17 protein-coding genes and 1 riboswitch are annotated in these 16,948 nt (G+C 47.6%); of the genes, 8 read left to right on the plus strand and 9 right to left on the minus strand.

Going from position 1 to position 16,948, the window contains the following annotated elements; translation table 11 throughout:
• Positions 1-19: 19 nt before the first annotated feature.
• Positions 20-1,813 carry an ABC-F family ATP-binding cassette domain-containing protein gene (locus BT105_RS04685; protein ID WP_072299659.1) on the minus strand — a complete coding sequence of 598 codons (1,794 nt, stop codon included), beginning with the start codon at positions 1,811-1,813 and terminating at the stop codon, positions 20-22.
• Between the two features lie 138 nt (positions 1,814-1,951).
• A riboswitch (SAM riboswitch) is annotated at positions 1,952-2,038 on the plus strand.
• An 82-nt stretch (positions 2,039-2,120) separates the two neighbouring features.
• On the opposite strand from BT105_RS04685, the gene BT105_RS04690 reads away from it, so the two are divergent.
• Complete coding sequence (locus tag BT105_RS04690) at positions 2,121-2,441, plus strand: hypothetical protein (RefSeq protein WP_072299660.1); 321 nt, start codon at positions 2,121-2,123, stop codon at positions 2,439-2,441.
• Here BT105_RS04690 and BT105_RS04695 read toward each other — a convergent pair.
• Entirely contained in the window at positions 2,416-3,015 is a 600-nt protein-coding gene (locus tag BT105_RS04695) for a pseudouridine synthase (protein ID WP_072299661.1), read from the minus strand. The genes BT105_RS04690 and BT105_RS04695 overlap by 26 nt on opposite strands.
• Positions 3,016-3,153: 138 nt before the next feature.
• On the opposite strand from BT105_RS04695, the gene BT105_RS04700 reads away from it, so the two are divergent.
• Together BT105_RS04700 and BT105_RS04705 are read left to right on the plus strand one after the other, a co-directional pair.
• Positions 3,154-4,137, plus strand: a complete 984-nt coding sequence (locus tag BT105_RS04700; RefSeq protein ID WP_072299662.1) for an SGNH/GDSL hydrolase family protein — start codon at positions 3,154-3,156, stop codon at positions 4,135-4,137.
• A gap of 12 nt (positions 4,138-4,149) precedes the next feature.
• Positions 4,150-4,419 carry an acylphosphatase gene (locus BT105_RS04705; RefSeq protein WP_028516310.1) on the plus strand — a complete coding sequence of 90 codons (270 nt, stop codon included), beginning with the start codon at positions 4,150-4,152 and terminating at the stop codon, positions 4,417-4,419.
• A 40-nt stretch (positions 4,420-4,459) separates the two neighbouring features.
• On the opposite strand, the gene BT105_RS04710 is transcribed toward BT105_RS04705, so the two are convergent.
• The 4 genes from BT105_RS04710 to BT105_RS04725 form a co-directional block, all read right to left on the minus strand.
• The gene (locus BT105_RS04710) at positions 4,460-5,266 is read right to left on the minus strand and encodes a hypothetical protein (protein ID WP_072299663.1); all 807 of its coding nucleotides are present in this window, start codon (positions 5,264-5,266) and stop codon (positions 4,460-4,462) included.
• Positions 5,267-5,448: 182 nt separating this feature from the next.
• Positions 5,449-6,252, minus strand: a complete 804-nt coding sequence (locus tag BT105_RS04715; RefSeq protein WP_072299664.1) for an ABC transporter permease — start codon at positions 6,250-6,252, stop codon at positions 5,449-5,451.
• Between the two features lie 6 nt (positions 6,253-6,258).
• Complete coding sequence (locus tag BT105_RS04720) at positions 6,259-7,062, minus strand: ABC transporter permease (RefSeq protein ID WP_072299665.1); 804 nt, start codon at positions 7,060-7,062, stop codon at positions 6,259-6,261.
• Complete coding sequence (locus BT105_RS04725; protein ID WP_081367794.1) at positions 7,059-8,060, minus strand: ABC transporter ATP-binding protein; 1,002 nt, start codon at positions 8,058-8,060, stop codon at positions 7,059-7,061. Before BT105_RS04725 ends, BT105_RS04720 begins: the two co-directional genes overlap by 4 nt.
• Positions 8,061-8,483: 423 nt before the next feature.
• Here BT105_RS04725 and BT105_RS04730 point away from each other — a divergent pair, with 423 nt between their 5' ends.
• From BT105_RS04730 to BT105_RS14965, 4 genes are all read left to right on the plus strand, one after another.
• Positions 8,484-9,710 carry a glycoside hydrolase family 11 protein gene (locus BT105_RS04730; RefSeq protein ID WP_081367804.1) on the plus strand — a complete coding sequence of 409 codons (1,227 nt, stop codon included), beginning with the start codon at positions 8,484-8,486 and terminating at the stop codon, positions 9,708-9,710.
• Positions 9,711-9,952: 242 nt separating this feature from the next.
• Positions 9,953-10,555 (plus strand): hypothetical protein, encoded by a 603-nt coding sequence (locus BT105_RS04735; protein ID WP_072299667.1) that lies wholly within the window; start codon positions 9,953-9,955, stop codon positions 10,553-10,555.
• A gap of 34 nt (positions 10,556-10,589) precedes the next feature.
• Positions 10,590-11,033 (plus strand): GNAT family N-acetyltransferase, encoded by a 444-nt coding sequence (locus BT105_RS04740; RefSeq protein WP_072299668.1) that lies wholly within the window; start codon positions 10,590-10,592, stop codon positions 11,031-11,033.
• 13 nt (positions 11,034-11,046) lie between these two features.
• Positions 11,047-11,214 (plus strand): hypothetical protein, encoded by a 168-nt coding sequence (locus BT105_RS14965; protein ID WP_177243929.1) that lies wholly within the window; start codon positions 11,047-11,049, stop codon positions 11,212-11,214.
• 350 nt (positions 11,215-11,564) lie between these two features.
• On the opposite strand, the gene BT105_RS04745 is transcribed toward BT105_RS14965, so the two are convergent.
• The 3 genes from BT105_RS04745 to BT105_RS04755 form a co-directional block, all read right to left on the minus strand.
• Complete coding sequence (locus tag BT105_RS04745; RefSeq protein WP_072299669.1) at positions 11,565-12,572, minus strand: SDR family oxidoreductase; 1,008 nt, start codon at positions 12,570-12,572, stop codon at positions 11,565-11,567.
• A gap of 10 nt (positions 12,573-12,582) precedes the next feature.
• Positions 12,583-13,761: an iron-containing alcohol dehydrogenase gene (locus tag BT105_RS04750; protein ID WP_072299670.1), complete on the minus strand. Its 1,179-nt coding sequence runs from the start codon at positions 13,759-13,761 to the stop codon at positions 12,583-12,585.
• A 165-nt stretch (positions 13,762-13,926) separates the two neighbouring features.
• Entirely contained in the window at positions 13,927-14,994 is a 1,068-nt protein-coding gene (locus BT105_RS04755; protein ID WP_072299671.1) for a GGDEF domain-containing protein, read from the minus strand.
• Between the two features lie 268 nt (positions 14,995-15,262).
• Here BT105_RS04755 and BT105_RS04760 point away from each other — a divergent pair, with 268 nt between their 5' ends.
• On the plus strand, positions 15,263-16,930 hold the full coding sequence (locus tag BT105_RS04760; protein ID WP_072299672.1) for a MutS-related protein: 1,668 nt from the start codon (positions 15,263-15,265) through the stop codon (positions 16,928-16,930).
• The last annotated feature ends 18 nt before the right edge of the window (positions 16,931-16,948 follow it).

The following is a 16,948-nucleotide window of genomic DNA, read 5'->3' on the forward strand; positions in this document are numbered from 1 at the left end:
ATTATATCACGCCAGCGCTTTATTCCGTTTCTCCGCGCTCTATGCGCTCGGCGAGGTCGTTGAGGTACACCCAGCGTTCCATTTTTTCGGCAAGCTCGGTTTCAAGGGCTTCCTTTTTGTCGGACAGCTCCTGTAATTTAACATAATCCGAGAAATTTGCTGCGATATCCTTTTCGGCGGCGGCAATCTGCTCTTCAAGAGAAGCGATATCGTCGTCGATAGTCTCAAATTCACGCTGCTCCTTGAATGAAAAGCGGAGCTTCTTTTTGCCGACGAAAACACGCTCTTTCTTTGTGTTTTCCTTTTTGGGCTTGGGAGCTTCATCAGCGTACATTTCCTTGGCTTTTTCGGCATAATCGGAGTAATTGCCGTTGAATCTGGTACAGATGCCGTTTCTGAACTCAAATATCTCATTTGCCGTTTTATCGAGGAAGTACCTGTCGTGAGACACGACTATAACAGCTCCGCTGAAGCTTTCAAGGTAGTCTTCCAGTATTGTGAGAGTTGTAATGTCAAGGTCGTTGGTAGGCTCGTCAAGCAGGAGGATATTCGGCGCGGTCATAAGAATTTTCAGCAGATACAGCCTTTTTCTCTCGCCGCCCGACAGCTTTTCGATACGGTTCCACTGGAGCTCGGAATTGAACAGGAATCGCTCCAGCATCTGCGACGCTGTAACTGTTCCGTCGGGAGTGCGGACGATGTCGGCAGTCTCCCTTATGTACTCGATTACGCGCACGGACGGATCCATGGACTCGCACTCCTGAGAGAAATAGCCGATATTGACGGTATCGCCGAGGATTATCCTGCCCGAATCGGGAGATATATCACCGTGAAGCATTTTCAGAAAAGTGCTCTTGCCTTCGCCGTTGCGTCCGACAATGCCTATCCTTGCGTCACGGGAGACTATGTAGGAGAAGTCCGTGATAAGGGGCTTTCCGTCTATAGTTTTGCTGATATTCTCAATTTCTATGGTCTTTCTGCCAAGTCTTGACGATACGGACTGTAGCTGCACCTTTTCCACCGCCACAGGGACTTCGCGGTTTTTAAGCGCCTCGAAGCGCTCTATCCTGTCTTTGGACTTGGTGCCGCGTGCTCTTGCGCCTCGGCTTATCCATTCAAGCTCTCTGCGGTAGAGAGAGCGGTTCTTGCGTTCGGCAGCCTCTGCGTCAGCTTCGCGCTGAGCCTTCTGCATGAGGTAGTCGCTGTAGCTGCCCTCGCAGACGTAGAGCTTTCCGCGGTCTATCTCAACAATCTTGCTGCAAATCTTATTGAGGAAGTAACGGTCATGAGTTACCATGACGATAGCTCCGCGGTATTTCATCAGCAGGTCTTCAAGGAGCTGAGCTGTCTCGTTGTCGATATGGTTGGTGGGCTCGTCAAGGAGAAGAACATCGCTGGGCTGTATCAGGGCGGCAGCTATGCCTGCGCGGCGCTTCTCGCCGCCCGAAAGGGTGCTGATATCGCGCTGCTGGTCGGAGATACCAAGCTTTTCCAGTATGGATTTTGCTTCGTATTCCTTAGCCTGCCGCAGGTCTTTCGGCAGATGTAAGAGAACCTGTTCGAGAACGCTGCCGCTGTCGCCGAATTCGGGTATCTGGGGCAGATAGGATATCCTTATGCCGTTAGTTCTGATGATATCGCCGCCGTCGGCTTCTTCAGCGCCTGCAAGTATTTTCAGCAGGGTGGACTTTCCCGTGCCGTTAATGCCGATGATACCGACCTTGTCTCCCTCGTTGAGAAAGAACGAAACGTCGTCCAGAACCTTGCGTTCCATATATGTCTTTGATATATTCTGAGCAGTTAATAGTATCACTGAGACTTCTCCTTGTTATTCAGATTAACAGTATAATCTTATCATATTCTCTCTGAGCTGTCAACTCGGGTGCTCGGCGGATAAAAAGTTTTTTTCAGTCGGCTATTGACATAGGCTGAAAAAGGTGTTATTATAAAAGTACCATAAAGAGTGCGTGAGGGACAAGCCCTGAGACCGCACAGCAACCTGCGTATATGTAAGGTGCTAAAGCTTGAACGATGGGATAATAAAGCGAAACAGCGATCCCGTCGTGACGATGGGGTCGCTTTTGTGCTCTTATGGAATATTTTCAAAGGAGTGCATATCTATGCATACTATCAGAGACATTTTATCAGAAGAGGAAAGAGTTTGGCTGTATTTCGACACCGAGGAGCTTTGCAGGCAGTTTTATGAGGAAACCGACCTCAGATTCGGTGACCTGCCGAAAGAAAAGTGGCAGACAGGCTATGTCATAGGAGCTCACAGCGACGGCACTATGGGACACCTTTCGCTTTATGTGTGGTGCAGATCCTTTTCATCGGATTCTCCCACTATTCCCAAGAGGATAGACTACAGGAAGTTCATCAACGGCGAGAGCGACTATTACTGTACCGAATCCCATTTCAGAGCCGTTGTTTCAGCAAAATAACTTCGTTTTCGGTAAGCTGTCGGTATTCGCCCTGTCCGAGAGAGCTGTCGAGGGGCAGCTCTCCTATCTTATCGCGGCGAAGGTAGAATATCCGACAGCCTACCGCTTCAAGCATACGCTTTACCTGATGTTTTTTGCCCTCGCAAATGGTGATAGTAGCTGAAAATGCCGCACCGTCGGGATTTTTCATGTAGCGCTCGCGGCGCTCAGCAGGCATGAAGCTTTCAAGCTCGCCGATACGGTACTCCCTGTGGAGCTGAAAAACTGCTTCTTTAGCAGTGAATCCTGCCATAGCAATGCCGTTTTCGAGAAGCTGACGCTTCTCCTCGGTCATAGTGCCGATAGCGTAGAAAAAGTAGGTCTTGCTGATATGGCGGTCAGGCTGCATTATTTTGAAGTCAAGGTCGCCGTCGTCGGTGAGTATCAGCAGTCCGCAGGTGTCCTTGTCAAGCCTGCCTACAGGGTGGAGCTTTTCCGCAAGTTTGGCAGGAAAGTAGTCCATGACTGTCCTGTGTACCGTGTCAGACCGTGCAGTAACGCAGCCCTGTGGCTTGTTGAACATATAGTATAGCATATCATCACCTGCCTGTATCATTATCAATCACTATTTTAGCATATTATGAAATGAGAGTCAATTTATGTGTCGGATAATTCTTGAAAATCAGCTGTTACTGTGGTATAATTAAGAAAAACCTGACCGAAAGGAGCGCCTATGTTCAGAAAAATTGCTGCGGCGGTCTCTGCCGCCATACTGTCAGTCAGCCTCGCTTCCTGTTCAATGACGGAAAAATCCGTCACAGAAGTGGTGAATAATACGGAAGTTCCGCCGAAAATGCTGTTTCTCGGGGACTCCATAGCGGCAGGCTACGGACTGGAGGGCTATACTGCCGATGATAATTACCACTGCCGCTCCTATTCAAATATCCTCAGGGAAAAGTACAATGAGGAGCTCCGCGGCAAATGCGGTCATACAATGGTGAATAAGGCGGTTTCGGGAGCGACTTCCTCAGACCTTATCGGGCAGATACAGAGCGGTCAGCTTGACAGCGACCTTGCAGACTGCGACGCCGTGGTCATATCTATCGGCGGCAACGACCTGCTGGGGATAATGCTTGACCTGTTCAACAGCATGGGCATAAGTGAAAGCGGTTCTTTCAATAAGGATAATTTCGACTTTTTCAGTGCGGCGTCCATGTTTCTCAGTATTAACAGCGACGTTGACAAGGCTCTTGACCAATTTGAGCTGAATATCAAGACCATAGCCGAGGAGCTTGACAGGCGTACCGAGGGCACGGTCTACATACAGACGCTCTATGATCCGCTGGAATACTACAGCAAATTCAAGCGCGTTACGGATTTCTCAAATGAAAAGATAGGCAGGCTCAACGAGATAATCACGGAAAATTCCGCCTGCGGCTACAAGGTCATAGACATTGCCGCAGACTTTGAGGGCAAGGCAGGCAGCCTTACCAACATTGCCGACCTTGATATCCACCCCAATGCAAAGGGACACGAGGTCATAGCCGAGGACGTGGACGCGGCTTTCCGCGCAACGGGCTTCACGTATACTACTACAGTTTACGGCGACAGACAGCTCTCGTCAGAGGGCAGGATAGCTATTGGCGGTATCATTGCGGCAATTGCATTTCTTGCAGTTGTTGGAGCGGCTCTGCTGGTGAGAAAGAAAAAAGAATAACAGGAGACAAATATGGACAAGGTTCGCAGACATATAATATTTTACGGCTATGTGCAGGGCGTGGGCTTCCGCTGGAAGGCTAAGAATACCGCAAGACGATTAGGACTAAGCGGCTGGGTGCGCAATCTTGACGACGGCTCTGTGGAAATGGAGGCAGAGGGTACGGAGAGAGATATCTCCGACCTTGTTGAGGCTATGGAAAACCACTCATGGGGCAGCGTTGAGCGCATAGAATCGGAGCGAGTACCCGTTCACGGAGACTACAGCTTTGAGGTAAGATGAAACAAAAAGGGCGCGATAAATTCTTATCGCGCCTGATTTTTTATTTGTATTTTTCTGTTCCGAAGAATACTTTGTCAAAGAATTCCTTAGTCTTTTCCTCGCCGAGCTGTTTTTTGAACACGTTGGTGGAAACTCCGCCCTTTTCAACAAGGTTATCGGAGTATTTCTTGGTGAGCTCAAGCTTTACAGCCTTTTCCTCGTCAGAGAGCTCCTCAAGCTCGTTAGCCTTTTCCATGTAGCAGCTGATAGCGTCGCAGAACATTTCCTCTATCTTCTCGTCGTCAGCACGCTTGCCTGCCTTATGGAGCGCAACTGTCATCAGGTCGTCGTACCATGCAGGATCGGTGGCAATGTCTTCAAAGCTGCTGTACTTGTTCTCGAATTCCTTTATTGAAGCAAGTGTTTCGATGTAATCGTCAGCGGTCTTGTCGGGGACGAGGTCGTAGAATTCCACGTAAGACTTGCGGTTTCCGAGTATATACATGAAGTCCATGGACATCAGCGGCATATTCTTGTCATAAGGCGTGATAACGTAGGAAACCATCTGCATAAAGCCCATATTTACGGTCATTACGGAAAGATTTCCGATATCCTTGACGTTGTACTGAGAAACGTCGAACTTCATGAGCCCGTACATCTTTATCTGCGAAAACTCGCCTGCGTCAACAGGTGTGACTTCGGCGTGCTCCGAGAGAGTTTTCATACCCGAGTCGAGAGTCCTGTTCATCACCTTCATGTTCTTTGAAGCATTGAACGCTATAAAGCCTGCGAGAGCTCCGATAAGCACAACAATGACCAGAAGCACTTTCGGCCATTTCTTTTTCTTCTTAACACTTTGATCCTTCATATTAAAAATCTCCTTTATGTCTGAATAACATGACAATTCATTATATCACTGCTGATATGAAATGTCAAGGAAAACAGCATACTTACGTGCGTTGAGCAGATAATAAAAATGTCCGCAGAGCGGACACCATATTTTTCATTTATTATTTTTAGAGGGCGTGACAAAAGTCACGCCCTCGCTGTTTATGAACCTGTTCCACTGTAGTTTTTAGCGCCGTGCATCCATATCTTATAGCTGAGCCAGAAGAACGCAATGCCTATAACAGGCGACAGCCACGACAATACAGGTACTTTTTCGGGACGCAGTATCACAAGGCTGGGGTAGTATGCGATAAAGGCTATCGGCATAAGGAATGTGAAGATGAATCTGAATACCGAGCTGAATATTGTGATAGGGTATTTAGCGTAGTCTCTGAATCTGTACGCTAAATCGAGGACGTAGAATGAGTTCTGTATCCAGAAGCAGGTTGCTGCCGCAGCATTTTGCAGAGCTATCATGATAAGTGAAGCCGTTATGAGGAACACTATCAGTTTCAGAAGCATAAGCGGCGTGAAGCCCAGTCCCAGCTTTATCCATGAATAGATAAGAGTTACCAGTCCGAATGCAAGCTGTCCCAGACCTTTTATGTCGAATACCTCCGACTGATAGTAGAAGAACATATTGATAGGACGGAAACAGTACTTGATGAAGTCGCCTGTGTAGACATTCTGTCTCAGGCTCCAGTTGTTGTCGAAGAAGCACTGCACTGGAGTCAGTGATATCAGCGAAAAGCCGTAAAGGAACAGCATTTCGTGATAGCTCCAGCCCTTTATGGACGGGAAGTTTCGGAATAATATCCAGAAGCTGATAAAGCCTGCCACATTTGTGAATATCATTCCTATAGTTGAGATGATGAAGTCTGCGCGGTAGCTCATTTTGCTTTTCAGGTCCTGAGCCAGTATCTTGCAGTATATCTTAGCGTAGAAGCGTAAACCTTTTCTTTTCATGATACATCAGCCTCCGTTCACAGTTATCTGTCTCAGTGAGACCTTCCAGAAAAGCTTGCTTATCACCATCATAACGATGCACCAGATAAGCTGAGTTCCCAGAGTGGTGAGCACTGTTTCTGCGGTGGGAGCACCGTCCAGCAGGATAGTCAGCGGTGCATTGTATATTGACTGGAATGGCAGGTAGTTCACTACGGTTCTGAGTGTGTCGGGGAAGAATGCAAGGGGAATGGTCGCGCCCGAAAGCAGAAGAACTATTACCTGCTTCATGATGTTTATGCCCCATATGGACTCGGTGTAGAGACATATGGTACCTACTATGAAGTCAATGCTGTAGTTGATAGAAACTGCCATGACTACAGAGAGTACGAAGTAGAGCAGATTTATCCCCATTGGTATAGCTCCGTTTGTAACTATGGCTACAGCAATGAATGTAGGCAGGAATGTGAGCAGGAACTTTGCAATAAATGAGCCCGAAAACGACCAGAACAGATACTTTCGGTATTCCATAGGCTTTAAAAGGTCAAGAACTATCTTTCCCGACTGGATACTGCGTCCTATCTCCCAGACTGCGTACATCTCCATGAAGTTGAAGAGCGCTGTTGCAAGGACAAGGTATATGAGCGTATCCGAAAATGTCATGCCGTTTACCACGTCTGTGCCTGCGGATTCGTATATTGCGTCCCAGAGAAAATACACTACTATGAGATACAGCAGATTTCCGATGACCATTACCACGAATGACAGTCGGAACTGCAAGGTCTCCATAATTCCTGCACGGGTGAGGACGAGGTACTTTTTCAGCTTCATTGTACTCCCTCCTCGTATATTTTCTTGATGACCTCCTCTGTGGATATCTCCTCGAGCTGCATATCCCTGATATTGTAGGAGTGCTGGAGCTTTCCGAGAACATCGATGACCTTGGCTTTTTCCTCGTCAACAAGGACCGATATCCACTCGTCGTCGGCAGATACGGAAAACTCGGGGAGCTCCTTCTGTATGAGCTCAGACTGTTCCTTCAGGTCGCCGTCAATACGTATTTTTAATGTGCGGTATGAGCCGAAGAAGCCCTTGAGGTGCTCGATATCGTTATCGTAGAGCATTTTGCCCTTGTCGATGATGACTATCCTCCTGCACAGCGCGTCAACGTCGCCCATATCGTGAGTTGTCAGGATAACGGTAGTGTTCTTTTCCTTGTTCAGCGCATGGATAAGAGTACGTATCTTTGCTTTCATTGAAACGTCGAGACCGATAGTCGGCTCGTCGAGAAAAACTATCTTAGGATCGTGGAGAAAAGCCGCAAGTATATCGCTGAGGGTACGCTGTCCCAGAGACATCTGACGTACGGGCTTGTGGAGCAGGGGCTCTATATCCACAAGGGAGCGGTATAGTTTTAGTATGCTGTCGTATTTCTCGTCGGGTATCTGATAGATGTCCTTCAGGAGCTTGAATGACTCCACAAGGGGCAGAGCCCACCAGAGCTGAGAGCGCTGACCGAATACGACGCCTATTTCCTGAGCGTTTTTTGAGCGGTTGTTATAAGGGACATTACCGCCCACAAGTATCTCGCCCGATGTCGGTTCGAGAACGCCTGTCATCATCTTGATAGTAGTGGACTTACCTGCACCGTTTGGTCCGAGATAACCCACGATCTCGCCCTGCTGAATGGTCATTGAGATGTTGTCCACGGCTCTTACGGTCTTGTAGTCCCTTGAAAACAGGTCTTTGAGACTGCCCTTGAGTCCTTCATGCCTGTTTAGCACCTTGAATTCCTTGCTTACATTTTTGATTTCGATTATAGCTGACATATTTACCTCTCTTTTCTTTCTGCCTGCAATAAAAAAGCGCTCCCACAGAATGCAGGAGCGCAAAACGTATACCGGTATATAATGCTTAATAAAGCTGATTATACGGCTGTGCAGGCAAACTCCTTGCTTTGTGATATTTTGTTGTACATTGGTTTGTTATAAGGTCGTGTATATGTTGTTCTCATGAAGTTCACCTTCCTTTCAGTTAATATGAATACATTATACATTACAATTTTTGATTTGTCAAGGAAAAAAATCCAGTTCGTTAATGTGTTGCTTGTTATACACATAATGTGGAGAACAATAATGCCTTTTCAGATAAAATGTAAAAATATGAGCAATAATAGAATAGACAATATGTCATCTGAGTGGTATAATGAACACACAAGGCGACTTGATTTTATTAAAAGAGAGGAAAATCATATGTTCAAAAACATTCTGAAAAAGCTTTCAGCAGTTACGGCTATGGTATGCATGATGAGCATTACAGCGGCTTGCAGCGACAGCAACAAGCCCGAAGCTGACAGTTCCGCCGCACCGAGCGCCGAGCCGCAGGTATTTACCGAGAATATAACGGGTACCGCTGACGGCTACGATTACGAGCTGTGGAAGGACGAGGGAGACACTTCATTTACTGTTGACGCAAAGGGCGGCACATTCTCCTGCGAGTGGAGCAACATCAACAATGCCCTTTTCCGCCGCGGAAAGAAGTACGACTGCACACAGACCTACGACCAGCTTGGAAATATCTCCGTTGATTACGGCGTGGAATACGAGCCTGTAGGCAATTCCTATATGTGCGTTTACGGCTGGACAAGAGATCCTCTTATCGAGTTCTACATCGTTGAGTCATGGGGCTCATGGAGACCGCCGGGAGCTCCCGTATCACTGGGAACTGTAACAGTTGACGGCGGCACATACGATATCTACAAGACCACCAGATACGAACAGCCCTCTATCGACGGCACACAGACATTCGACCAGTACTGGAGCGTAAGACAGTCCAAGCCACAGGGCGAGGGCAAGAAGATAGAAGGTACTATATCCGTGTCCAAGCACTTCGACGCATGGAAAAAGTGCGGTCTTGAGCTCGGAAATATGTATGAAGTAGCTCTTACTATCGAGGGCTATCAGTCCAGCGGCAAGGCGACAGTCTACAAGAATGACCTCAACGTAGGCGGCACTTATGCCGAGGCTACAGACATTGAGGTAACTGTTGACCATGACGCTATAAAAAAGCTTGAGGGAGCTGTTGAAACAGGAACTCCCGAGGCAGTGGGCTTCTTCGATATCAGCTTCGAGGAGGGCGCACAGGGCTGGATACCCAGAGGCGGCTCACTTGTAACTGTTGACAAGGATAAGGCTTCCGACGGTTCGCAGAGCCTTTTCGTCAGCGGCAGAACTGACAACTGGAACGGGGCGGCGATAATGCTCAGCAGCGATACCTACAAGGCAGGAGAGGCTTACAGCTTCAAGGCTAAGGTAATGCAGGAGAGCGGCAGCGACGTCACCATGAAGATGACCATGCAGTACGAACTGGACGGTGAGAAATACGACGAGGTAGCTCTTGCGACTGCAAAGAGCGGCGAATGGCTCACACTTGAAAATCCTGCATACACTATCCCCGAGGGTGCTGAAAAAAGTGCTTGACAAATCGTAAAATACCATGTATAATATGCTCATATCAACTGAAAGGAAGGTGAACTCAATGAAAAACACAGTATTTACATCAAATCAAAACAAGATAACACTAAGCATGGAGTTTGCCTGCACAGCCGTATAACAGCTTTCTGAGCATATATTAACGGTAGATATTCTGCGCTCCTGCGTTCTGCGGGAGCGCTTTTTTGTTGCAGGCTTTAGACGGATATTATCTGTCGGAAAGGGATAACATGAGCAAAAAAATCTTATTTATAGGCGGTTCACCGTGCAGCGGAAAGAGTACTGCTGCGGAGCTTATCTCAAAAGAATACGGCGCATATTACTTCAAGGTCGACGATCATCTTGGGGAGCTTATCGCAGCGGCGGCAGCGCAGGGAAAGGCTGCCTGTGCAGGTATCAGCGGCTTATCGGCAGACGGCAACTGGCTGAGAGAGCCCCATATCCAGTGCGAGGAGGAGTTCAGGATATACGGCGAGACAGCGCCCTTTGTCTTTGACAAAATAGATCAGATATCCGCAGAGCTTATCATTACTGAGGGAGCTGCATATACTCCGCAGGTCATGAAAGCATACGGAGCAGAAAACTATATCGCCATTGTACCTTCGCCTGAGTTTCAGATATCACATTACAGGCAGAGGGAATGGGTAAAATATGTGCTGGCGGAATGCTCCGCCAAGGAGAAAGCCTTTGATAACTGGATGCAAAGGGATATACTCTTTGCGCAGCAGGTCAAAGCCGAATGTGAAAAAATGGGTATACCCTGTATGGTAAACGACGGAACAAAAATGGTAGAGGAGCTTTACCAATGGGTAAAAACGGCATTCGGACTGTAAAACGTACATGGAACGGCGTTCCAAAAGGAGAAAAATGGAAATAATAACACTTACAAGTACATACGAAAAATGGGATACAGTTGCGGCATTTGCCGAAAACTGCTCATGGAGAGCAGGAAAGGAGCTTGCAAGGCTCATGGGTGAAAACGAGTTCAGGGACTGGGAGCGTGTTTTCGCAGCCTTTGAGGGCGGCGAGCCTGTGGGCTTCTGCACACTTACGGAAAAGGACGGGCTGCACCAGAAATATCCTTATACTCCGCTGATAGGCTTTGTTTTTGTGGACGAAGCTCACAGAGGAAAGAGAATTTCGGAGAAAATGATAGGAAAAGCCCTTGAATACGCAAAAAGTATCGGATATGACAAGGTATATATCATGAGCGGCGAAAGGGGACTGTACGAGAAGTACGGCTTTGTCTGCATGGGCGATTTTGAGTCCGTATACGGCGGCAGTGAGCAGCTGTTCGTGATATCGGTATGAACGGAGGGATATTATGGATAAATTCGTGCCTTATGATAAAATGAGCAAAAAGGAGCAGAAGAAGATAGACTACGCAAAGCGCGGCAGCTGGAACGGCGTCGATCCTGCCACAAAGGTGGCGGAAAGCGATAAGAAGCGCTATAAGCGCAAGCCAAAGCATAAAAATGAGGATTGGGAATGAAAAAGCTCTGAGTTTTAACCAAAACACTTGTATAGAAGCTTATAGTTAATTATGGGGGAAACCTTTCTGAGGAAAGCGTTTCCCCCATACCCCTTTCCAAAGACTTTTATCTGGTTTTTTCACAGATAGGGCGCTTTATAAATAAAAAAAATCCTGCAAAATACAGGAGCGCCCTATCTGAGAAAAAACAAAACGAAAGTTTTAGGGAGAGAGTTTGAGAGTGACTCCCCGCAGTGCGGGGAGATGTCACGCAGTGACAGAGGGGACGTCCTCCGTCAGAGGGTCCCTTTTTCAAAAGGGGTTCTCTCAATAATAAGCATAAAACATCTGTACAAGTATCATGATTAAACTCAGAGCTTTTTCATCTTTTCCACAGCGGCTATGACCTTGTCGCACCACTGGTCGAACTCCTCGTCGTCATTCTGGTATTCGGGGTGGGCGAGAATATGCTCCACCGTGCGGCGTATGCCCTCTTTTGCGGAGACCTCCGCCTTGAAATCAGGCACAAGAGCCTTGACCTTGGAGTTGTCGAAGACCACAGAATTAGCCTTGTCGCCTATGAGACTTCCGAGGAAGTCGTAATCGCTCATATCCGCAAGAGTCTGTGACGAAACATAATACGGCTTCAGCTCAACGCCGAGAGCGTTTGCGATAGCCTTGTATATCTCGTTCCAGCTGACGCTTTCGTCGGAGGTTATGTGGAAAGCCTCGCCGATAGCCTTGGGATTGCCGATAAGTCCCACGTAAGCCTTTGCGAAGTCGCTGTTGTGGGTGATAGTCCACAGGGAGCTTCCGTCGCCGTGGATAATGACGGGCTTTCCCTCCTTGATGCGTTTTACCACTTGCCAGCTTCCGCCATTGCCGTGAACTCCCAGAGGCACACTGCGCTCGTCGTAGGTATGGCTTGGACGGACGATAGTCACAGGGAAACCGTCCTTGCGATATCGCTCCATGAGGTATTCCTCGCAGGCTTTTTTGTTCCGTGAGTATTCCCAGTAGGGATTCTCAAGGGGAGTTTCCTCGGTGATAACATAGCTTGTCGGCGGCTTCTGATAGGCAGAAGCGGAGCTGATATATATGAACTGCTTTGTCTTATCCTTGAAAAGCCGATAGTCGCCCTCCAGCTGTGAGGGCACGAAGCCGATGAACTCGCCAACGCAGTCGAATGACATACCTTTTAGCTTTTTTGCGGTCTCCTCTTCGTCGGAGATATCCGCTATGATAGTTCTTACATTCTCGGGCAGGTGTTCGTTCCTGTTTCCGCGGTTAAGCAGATACAGTTCATGCCCCTGTTTTGCGAGAAGCCTTGTTATCGCCATGCTGATAGTGCCTGTGCCGCCTATGAACAGTATCTTCATAGTATTCACCTCAGAGACTTGCCTTTGCGGCTATCTTGTATATCTCGGTGATGTCCTCGGCGGAAAGTGCTACAAATCCGCCTGTTCTGCCGCTGCCGATACCGAACTTCTCAACGAGTGCAGGGATATCCTCTTCCTTAGCGCCCAGCTCTGCGAAGTTTATAGGCATACCTATACTGTGGAGGAAGCTCCTGAAACGGCGGATACCCTCTAAAGCAGTTGCCTCGGGGTTCTCGAAATTCATCTGACAGCCGAAAACTCTTGTTGCCATCTGACAGAAGCGCATAACGTTGTGCTTGTAAACGAATTCCATCCATGAGGGCATGATAACTGCAAGTCCAGCACCGTGAGCGCAGTCGTAGAGCGCCGAAAGCTCATGCTCTATGCCGTGGCTGTTCCAGTCCTGAGAGCGTCCCACGCCTACCAAGCCGTTGTGAGCCACCATTCCTGCCCACATGATATTGGCTCTTGCGTCGTAATTGTCAGGATCTGCGATAACACGGGGAGTTTCCTTGACCATTGTAATGAGTACAGCCTCGCAGAGACGGTCTGTTATCTCGACCTCTGTAGTATTTGTGAAGTATCTTTCAAAAACGTGAGCCATGATATCGGTAGCTCCGCAGGCTGTCTGATATGCAGGCAGAGTCTGTGTGAGAGCAGGGTTCAGTATAGAGAATTTTGACCTGAGCACGTCGGAGCCTGCCCCTCTTTTCAGCATACCGTCCTCCTTTGTGATAACGGAGTCGCCCGAGCCCTCGCTGCCTGCGGCTGCGATAGTGAGAACAACGCCGATAGGCAGAGCCTTTTCTATGCTTTTGCCGCTGTAGAAGTCCCAGAAATCACCGTCGTAGGGGACGCCTGCGGCGATAGCCTTTGCGGAGTCGATAGATGAGCCGCCGCCTACAGCAAGTATGAAGTCCACGCCCTCGCTGCGGCAGAGGTCAATGCCCTTATATACCAGAGTATCCCTTGGATTAGGCTTAACACCGCCCAGTTCAACGAAGCTGATGCCGCTTTTGTTAAGTGACTCTCTTACTCTGCCGAGAAGTCCCGACCTTTCGGCAGAACCGCCGCCGTAGTGGATAAGCACCTTGCTTCCGCCGTATTTCTTAACGTATTCACCGCATTCTGATTCTCTGTCCTTGCCGAAAACGAACTCGGTAGGACTGTAAAAGTTAAAGTTGTCCATTGTTTACCTCCCTGATAGATAATTAGTTAATAGAATTATTAAGAAACGATTTGATGTCGTTATAATTATATCATAAATATAGAGCCGTCACAAGTATATAATTGCTGAAATATGTGTATTTTTTATGAAAAATGGCGTGACAGTCAGGAACTGTCACGCCTTGATTCATCTTTTTTTGCCTGACCTTATGTAGTACTGCTCCTTTTCAACATAGAGCATTTTGTCGGCTTTCTGATAGAGCTCGTCTATGGAGCATTTATCAGTTTTCATTGCGTAGCCTATGGAGCAGGAGTACTCGGTTTTTGCCACATTTTCCCTCATGCGTGTGATAAGCTCATTTACCTCTTTTTCGGGAGTGCTCATGCAGAGGATAACGTACTCGTCGCCGCCGATACGGTAAACGCGCTGTTCCTGCTTTGAGGCTTTGTGGAAACAGTCCGCAAGAGTTTTCAGAGCTGTATCGCCTGCAACGTGACCGTGGGTGTCGTTGACCTCTTTTAGACCGTCCATATCCATAGCCACAATTGCGGATATTTCGTGCATATACTTTTCGATATCCGAATAATAGCTCTGTCGGTTCAGCAGCTTTGTCAGCGGATCGCGCTTTGTGAACTGCTGAAGCAGGAAAATATAATATATAAGGATATCAGTCGCAATGGTGATGTTGAACCAGTGACTGGAATTCTCAATGAATAACGGCATTACCAGACACAGCAACGACGTTACCGAGAGGAATATCATCAGGTTGTAATCCTCTTTTTCTGCTCTTGTGCTTCTGAAAAGGCTGTATATCAGGTACAGCATATACAGAGCCGCTATGAAATACGTAAGATATCCCAGAGTTCCGCGCCCGAAGTGGTTATCCTCTGATATGGTGAAAACTATACCCGTAGGGACAGATATGAAGCACAGCACGGCGTTCAGCAGCGCAGGAAAAAGGAGATACCTCTTCTGCGTGGGATACATTATCATTATGGCGCTTACAAGTATAAATACGATAAGACTGTAATTTACAGCGCACAGTATCGGTCTTAATATGGAATATTCGGTTTGATTTCCAAGGTATGTTTCCACATAGCAGGCAACCGAATACAGGAAAAGCAGAACATTGGTAAAGGCTATTTTGTAGATTATCCTGCGCTCCAGATGAACGTCCGAATGGATAGCTATGGCAATTCCGATGAGAATAATTATAAGTCCCCAGTGTTCTGACAAATAACCTGAAATAGTCATAGTGCTGACCACCTCTTTTCGGTGTGTGATTTGAAATTTTCGCCGCAGAAGGCAGTACTGTGTAATAAATTTAAATTACTTGTGAAAGAATCATATGCTTTATATAATTATATCAAATTAATATCGTATTTTCAAGGGCTTTTTTATTAAAAACGGATATAAACATAAGACGGCGAGTTTTCCTGTGCTTATTGCTATTTTCTGAAAACTGTGCTATAATCAATGTTAATGATATCATGCTGTGTGCAAAAAAAGAAAGGAGAGACCAATGTCCGAGCATAATACAAACGAGCTGAGAGCGTTCAGTCTGCTTGCTCCCGATAAAGGCGGCAGCTATTCACTGCTCAGCAGTGATACGGAAAATGACCTGTCCGTGGATTTCCTTGTTGAGAGCATTTCACGCAATTCAAACGAGCGGAAGGTAATAAAGGATATACTGCTGAAAATGCCCGCAGACGAGAGGATAATCAGTTACCGCAGAGCAGTTTACACGGAACTGCGGCAGTCTCCCGAGCTCTGCGAGAAGCTCTACGATATATTTGAGGGTATGCGTTTCTTCACCAAGGACGGTCAGAAGCACTTAGAAAAAGGAGCTACTATCTGGGAGCTGCTCTCAAAGCTGAAATATCTCGAAAACTACATAAGCTCCGTTATCGAGCTCAACAAGGCTATAGACGGACTGGAATTCACATCGGAGGGCATGAAGCAGTTTGCGGCACTGATAAGGGATATCTACGGCAACAGCGGCTTCGGAGAGCTTTTAAAGGATATAGAACTAGTCAGCGAGGACATTCGGCACGTCAGGAGCATAACTATCGGCGTAAATCTCGATGAGAACTTCTACCCTATGGAGACAGGCATTATCGCTCTTAACAGATTCTGGTTCGAGGAGCAGAGTATGCTGAAGCGTTTTTTGAAGTATCACAGGAAAGACCAGCTCAGTGACGAGGACCTTATGGCTTTTTCAATGGAAATTCCCGATGACAACATGGCTGAAAGTCTCAATAAGTATGAGAGAAAATACCGCGGCGCCGCAAGGCAGCCCTCCGCCAATCCTCTCATGAACAACCTGAACAGTATCATCGAGCGTATGCTGCCCTCGACTACCGCAAAGCTAAGGCGTGTTCTTCACAAGTATGTGGACGTAAGCGGATACGTCCTTGCAGACCTTGCGGACGAGCTGTTGTTCTATCTCCGCTTTATCGAGCTTGAAAAGCAGCTTACAGCCTCTGGAGTGCCCTGCTGTATTGGCGAACCCTCCGACGGGGACACGGTGTTCAGGGATTTTTACAACGTAAAGCTGGCTATATGCCGCGGAAAGGGAACTGTTGAAGAGGAGATAGTCTGCAACGACCTTGAATTTACCCGTGAAAAGACGGTGAATATACTTACAGGTCCAAACCGCGGCGGAAAGACCATATTCACTCAGGGTGTTGGACTGGCGTTCCTGCTGTATCAGAGCGGAGTTTTCGTGCCTGCTTCTTCTGCGCGGGTTCGGCTCTGCGACGGCATATACACTCATTTCCCCGTTGAGGAGGAGCGCACTGTGTCTCTTGGTCGTCTCGGCGAGGAGGCGGAGCGTTTCAACGAGATATGCAAAAAGGCAACAGGCAGCAGCCTGCTGCTGTTCAACGAGTCCTTTGCCACTACCAGTCATACCGAGTCGGTGTATATCGCCGAGGACGTTCTGCGGTATCTTTGCTGCATAGGAGCGAGGACATTTTTCAACACCCATATGCATGAGCTTGCTGAGGATACGGATAAATTCAACAAGGCTGATGGCGCGATGTGCAAGGCGGTCAGCGTAGTCATGGAAAACGAGGGCGGCAAGCGTTCCTACAAGATAAGCTATAAGGCTCCCGACGGCAAGAGCTATGCTCATGAGATAGCCTATAAATACGGCATTACCTTTGAACAGCTCATGGAACAGAGATGAAAAAAAGGAATACAGAAG

The organism is Ruminococcus flavefaciens, assembly GCF_900119075.1.
In the GTDB taxonomy this organism is placed as follows: domain Bacteria; phylum Bacillota; class Clostridia; order Oscillospirales; family Ruminococcaceae; genus Ruminococcus; species Ruminococcus flavefaciens_Q.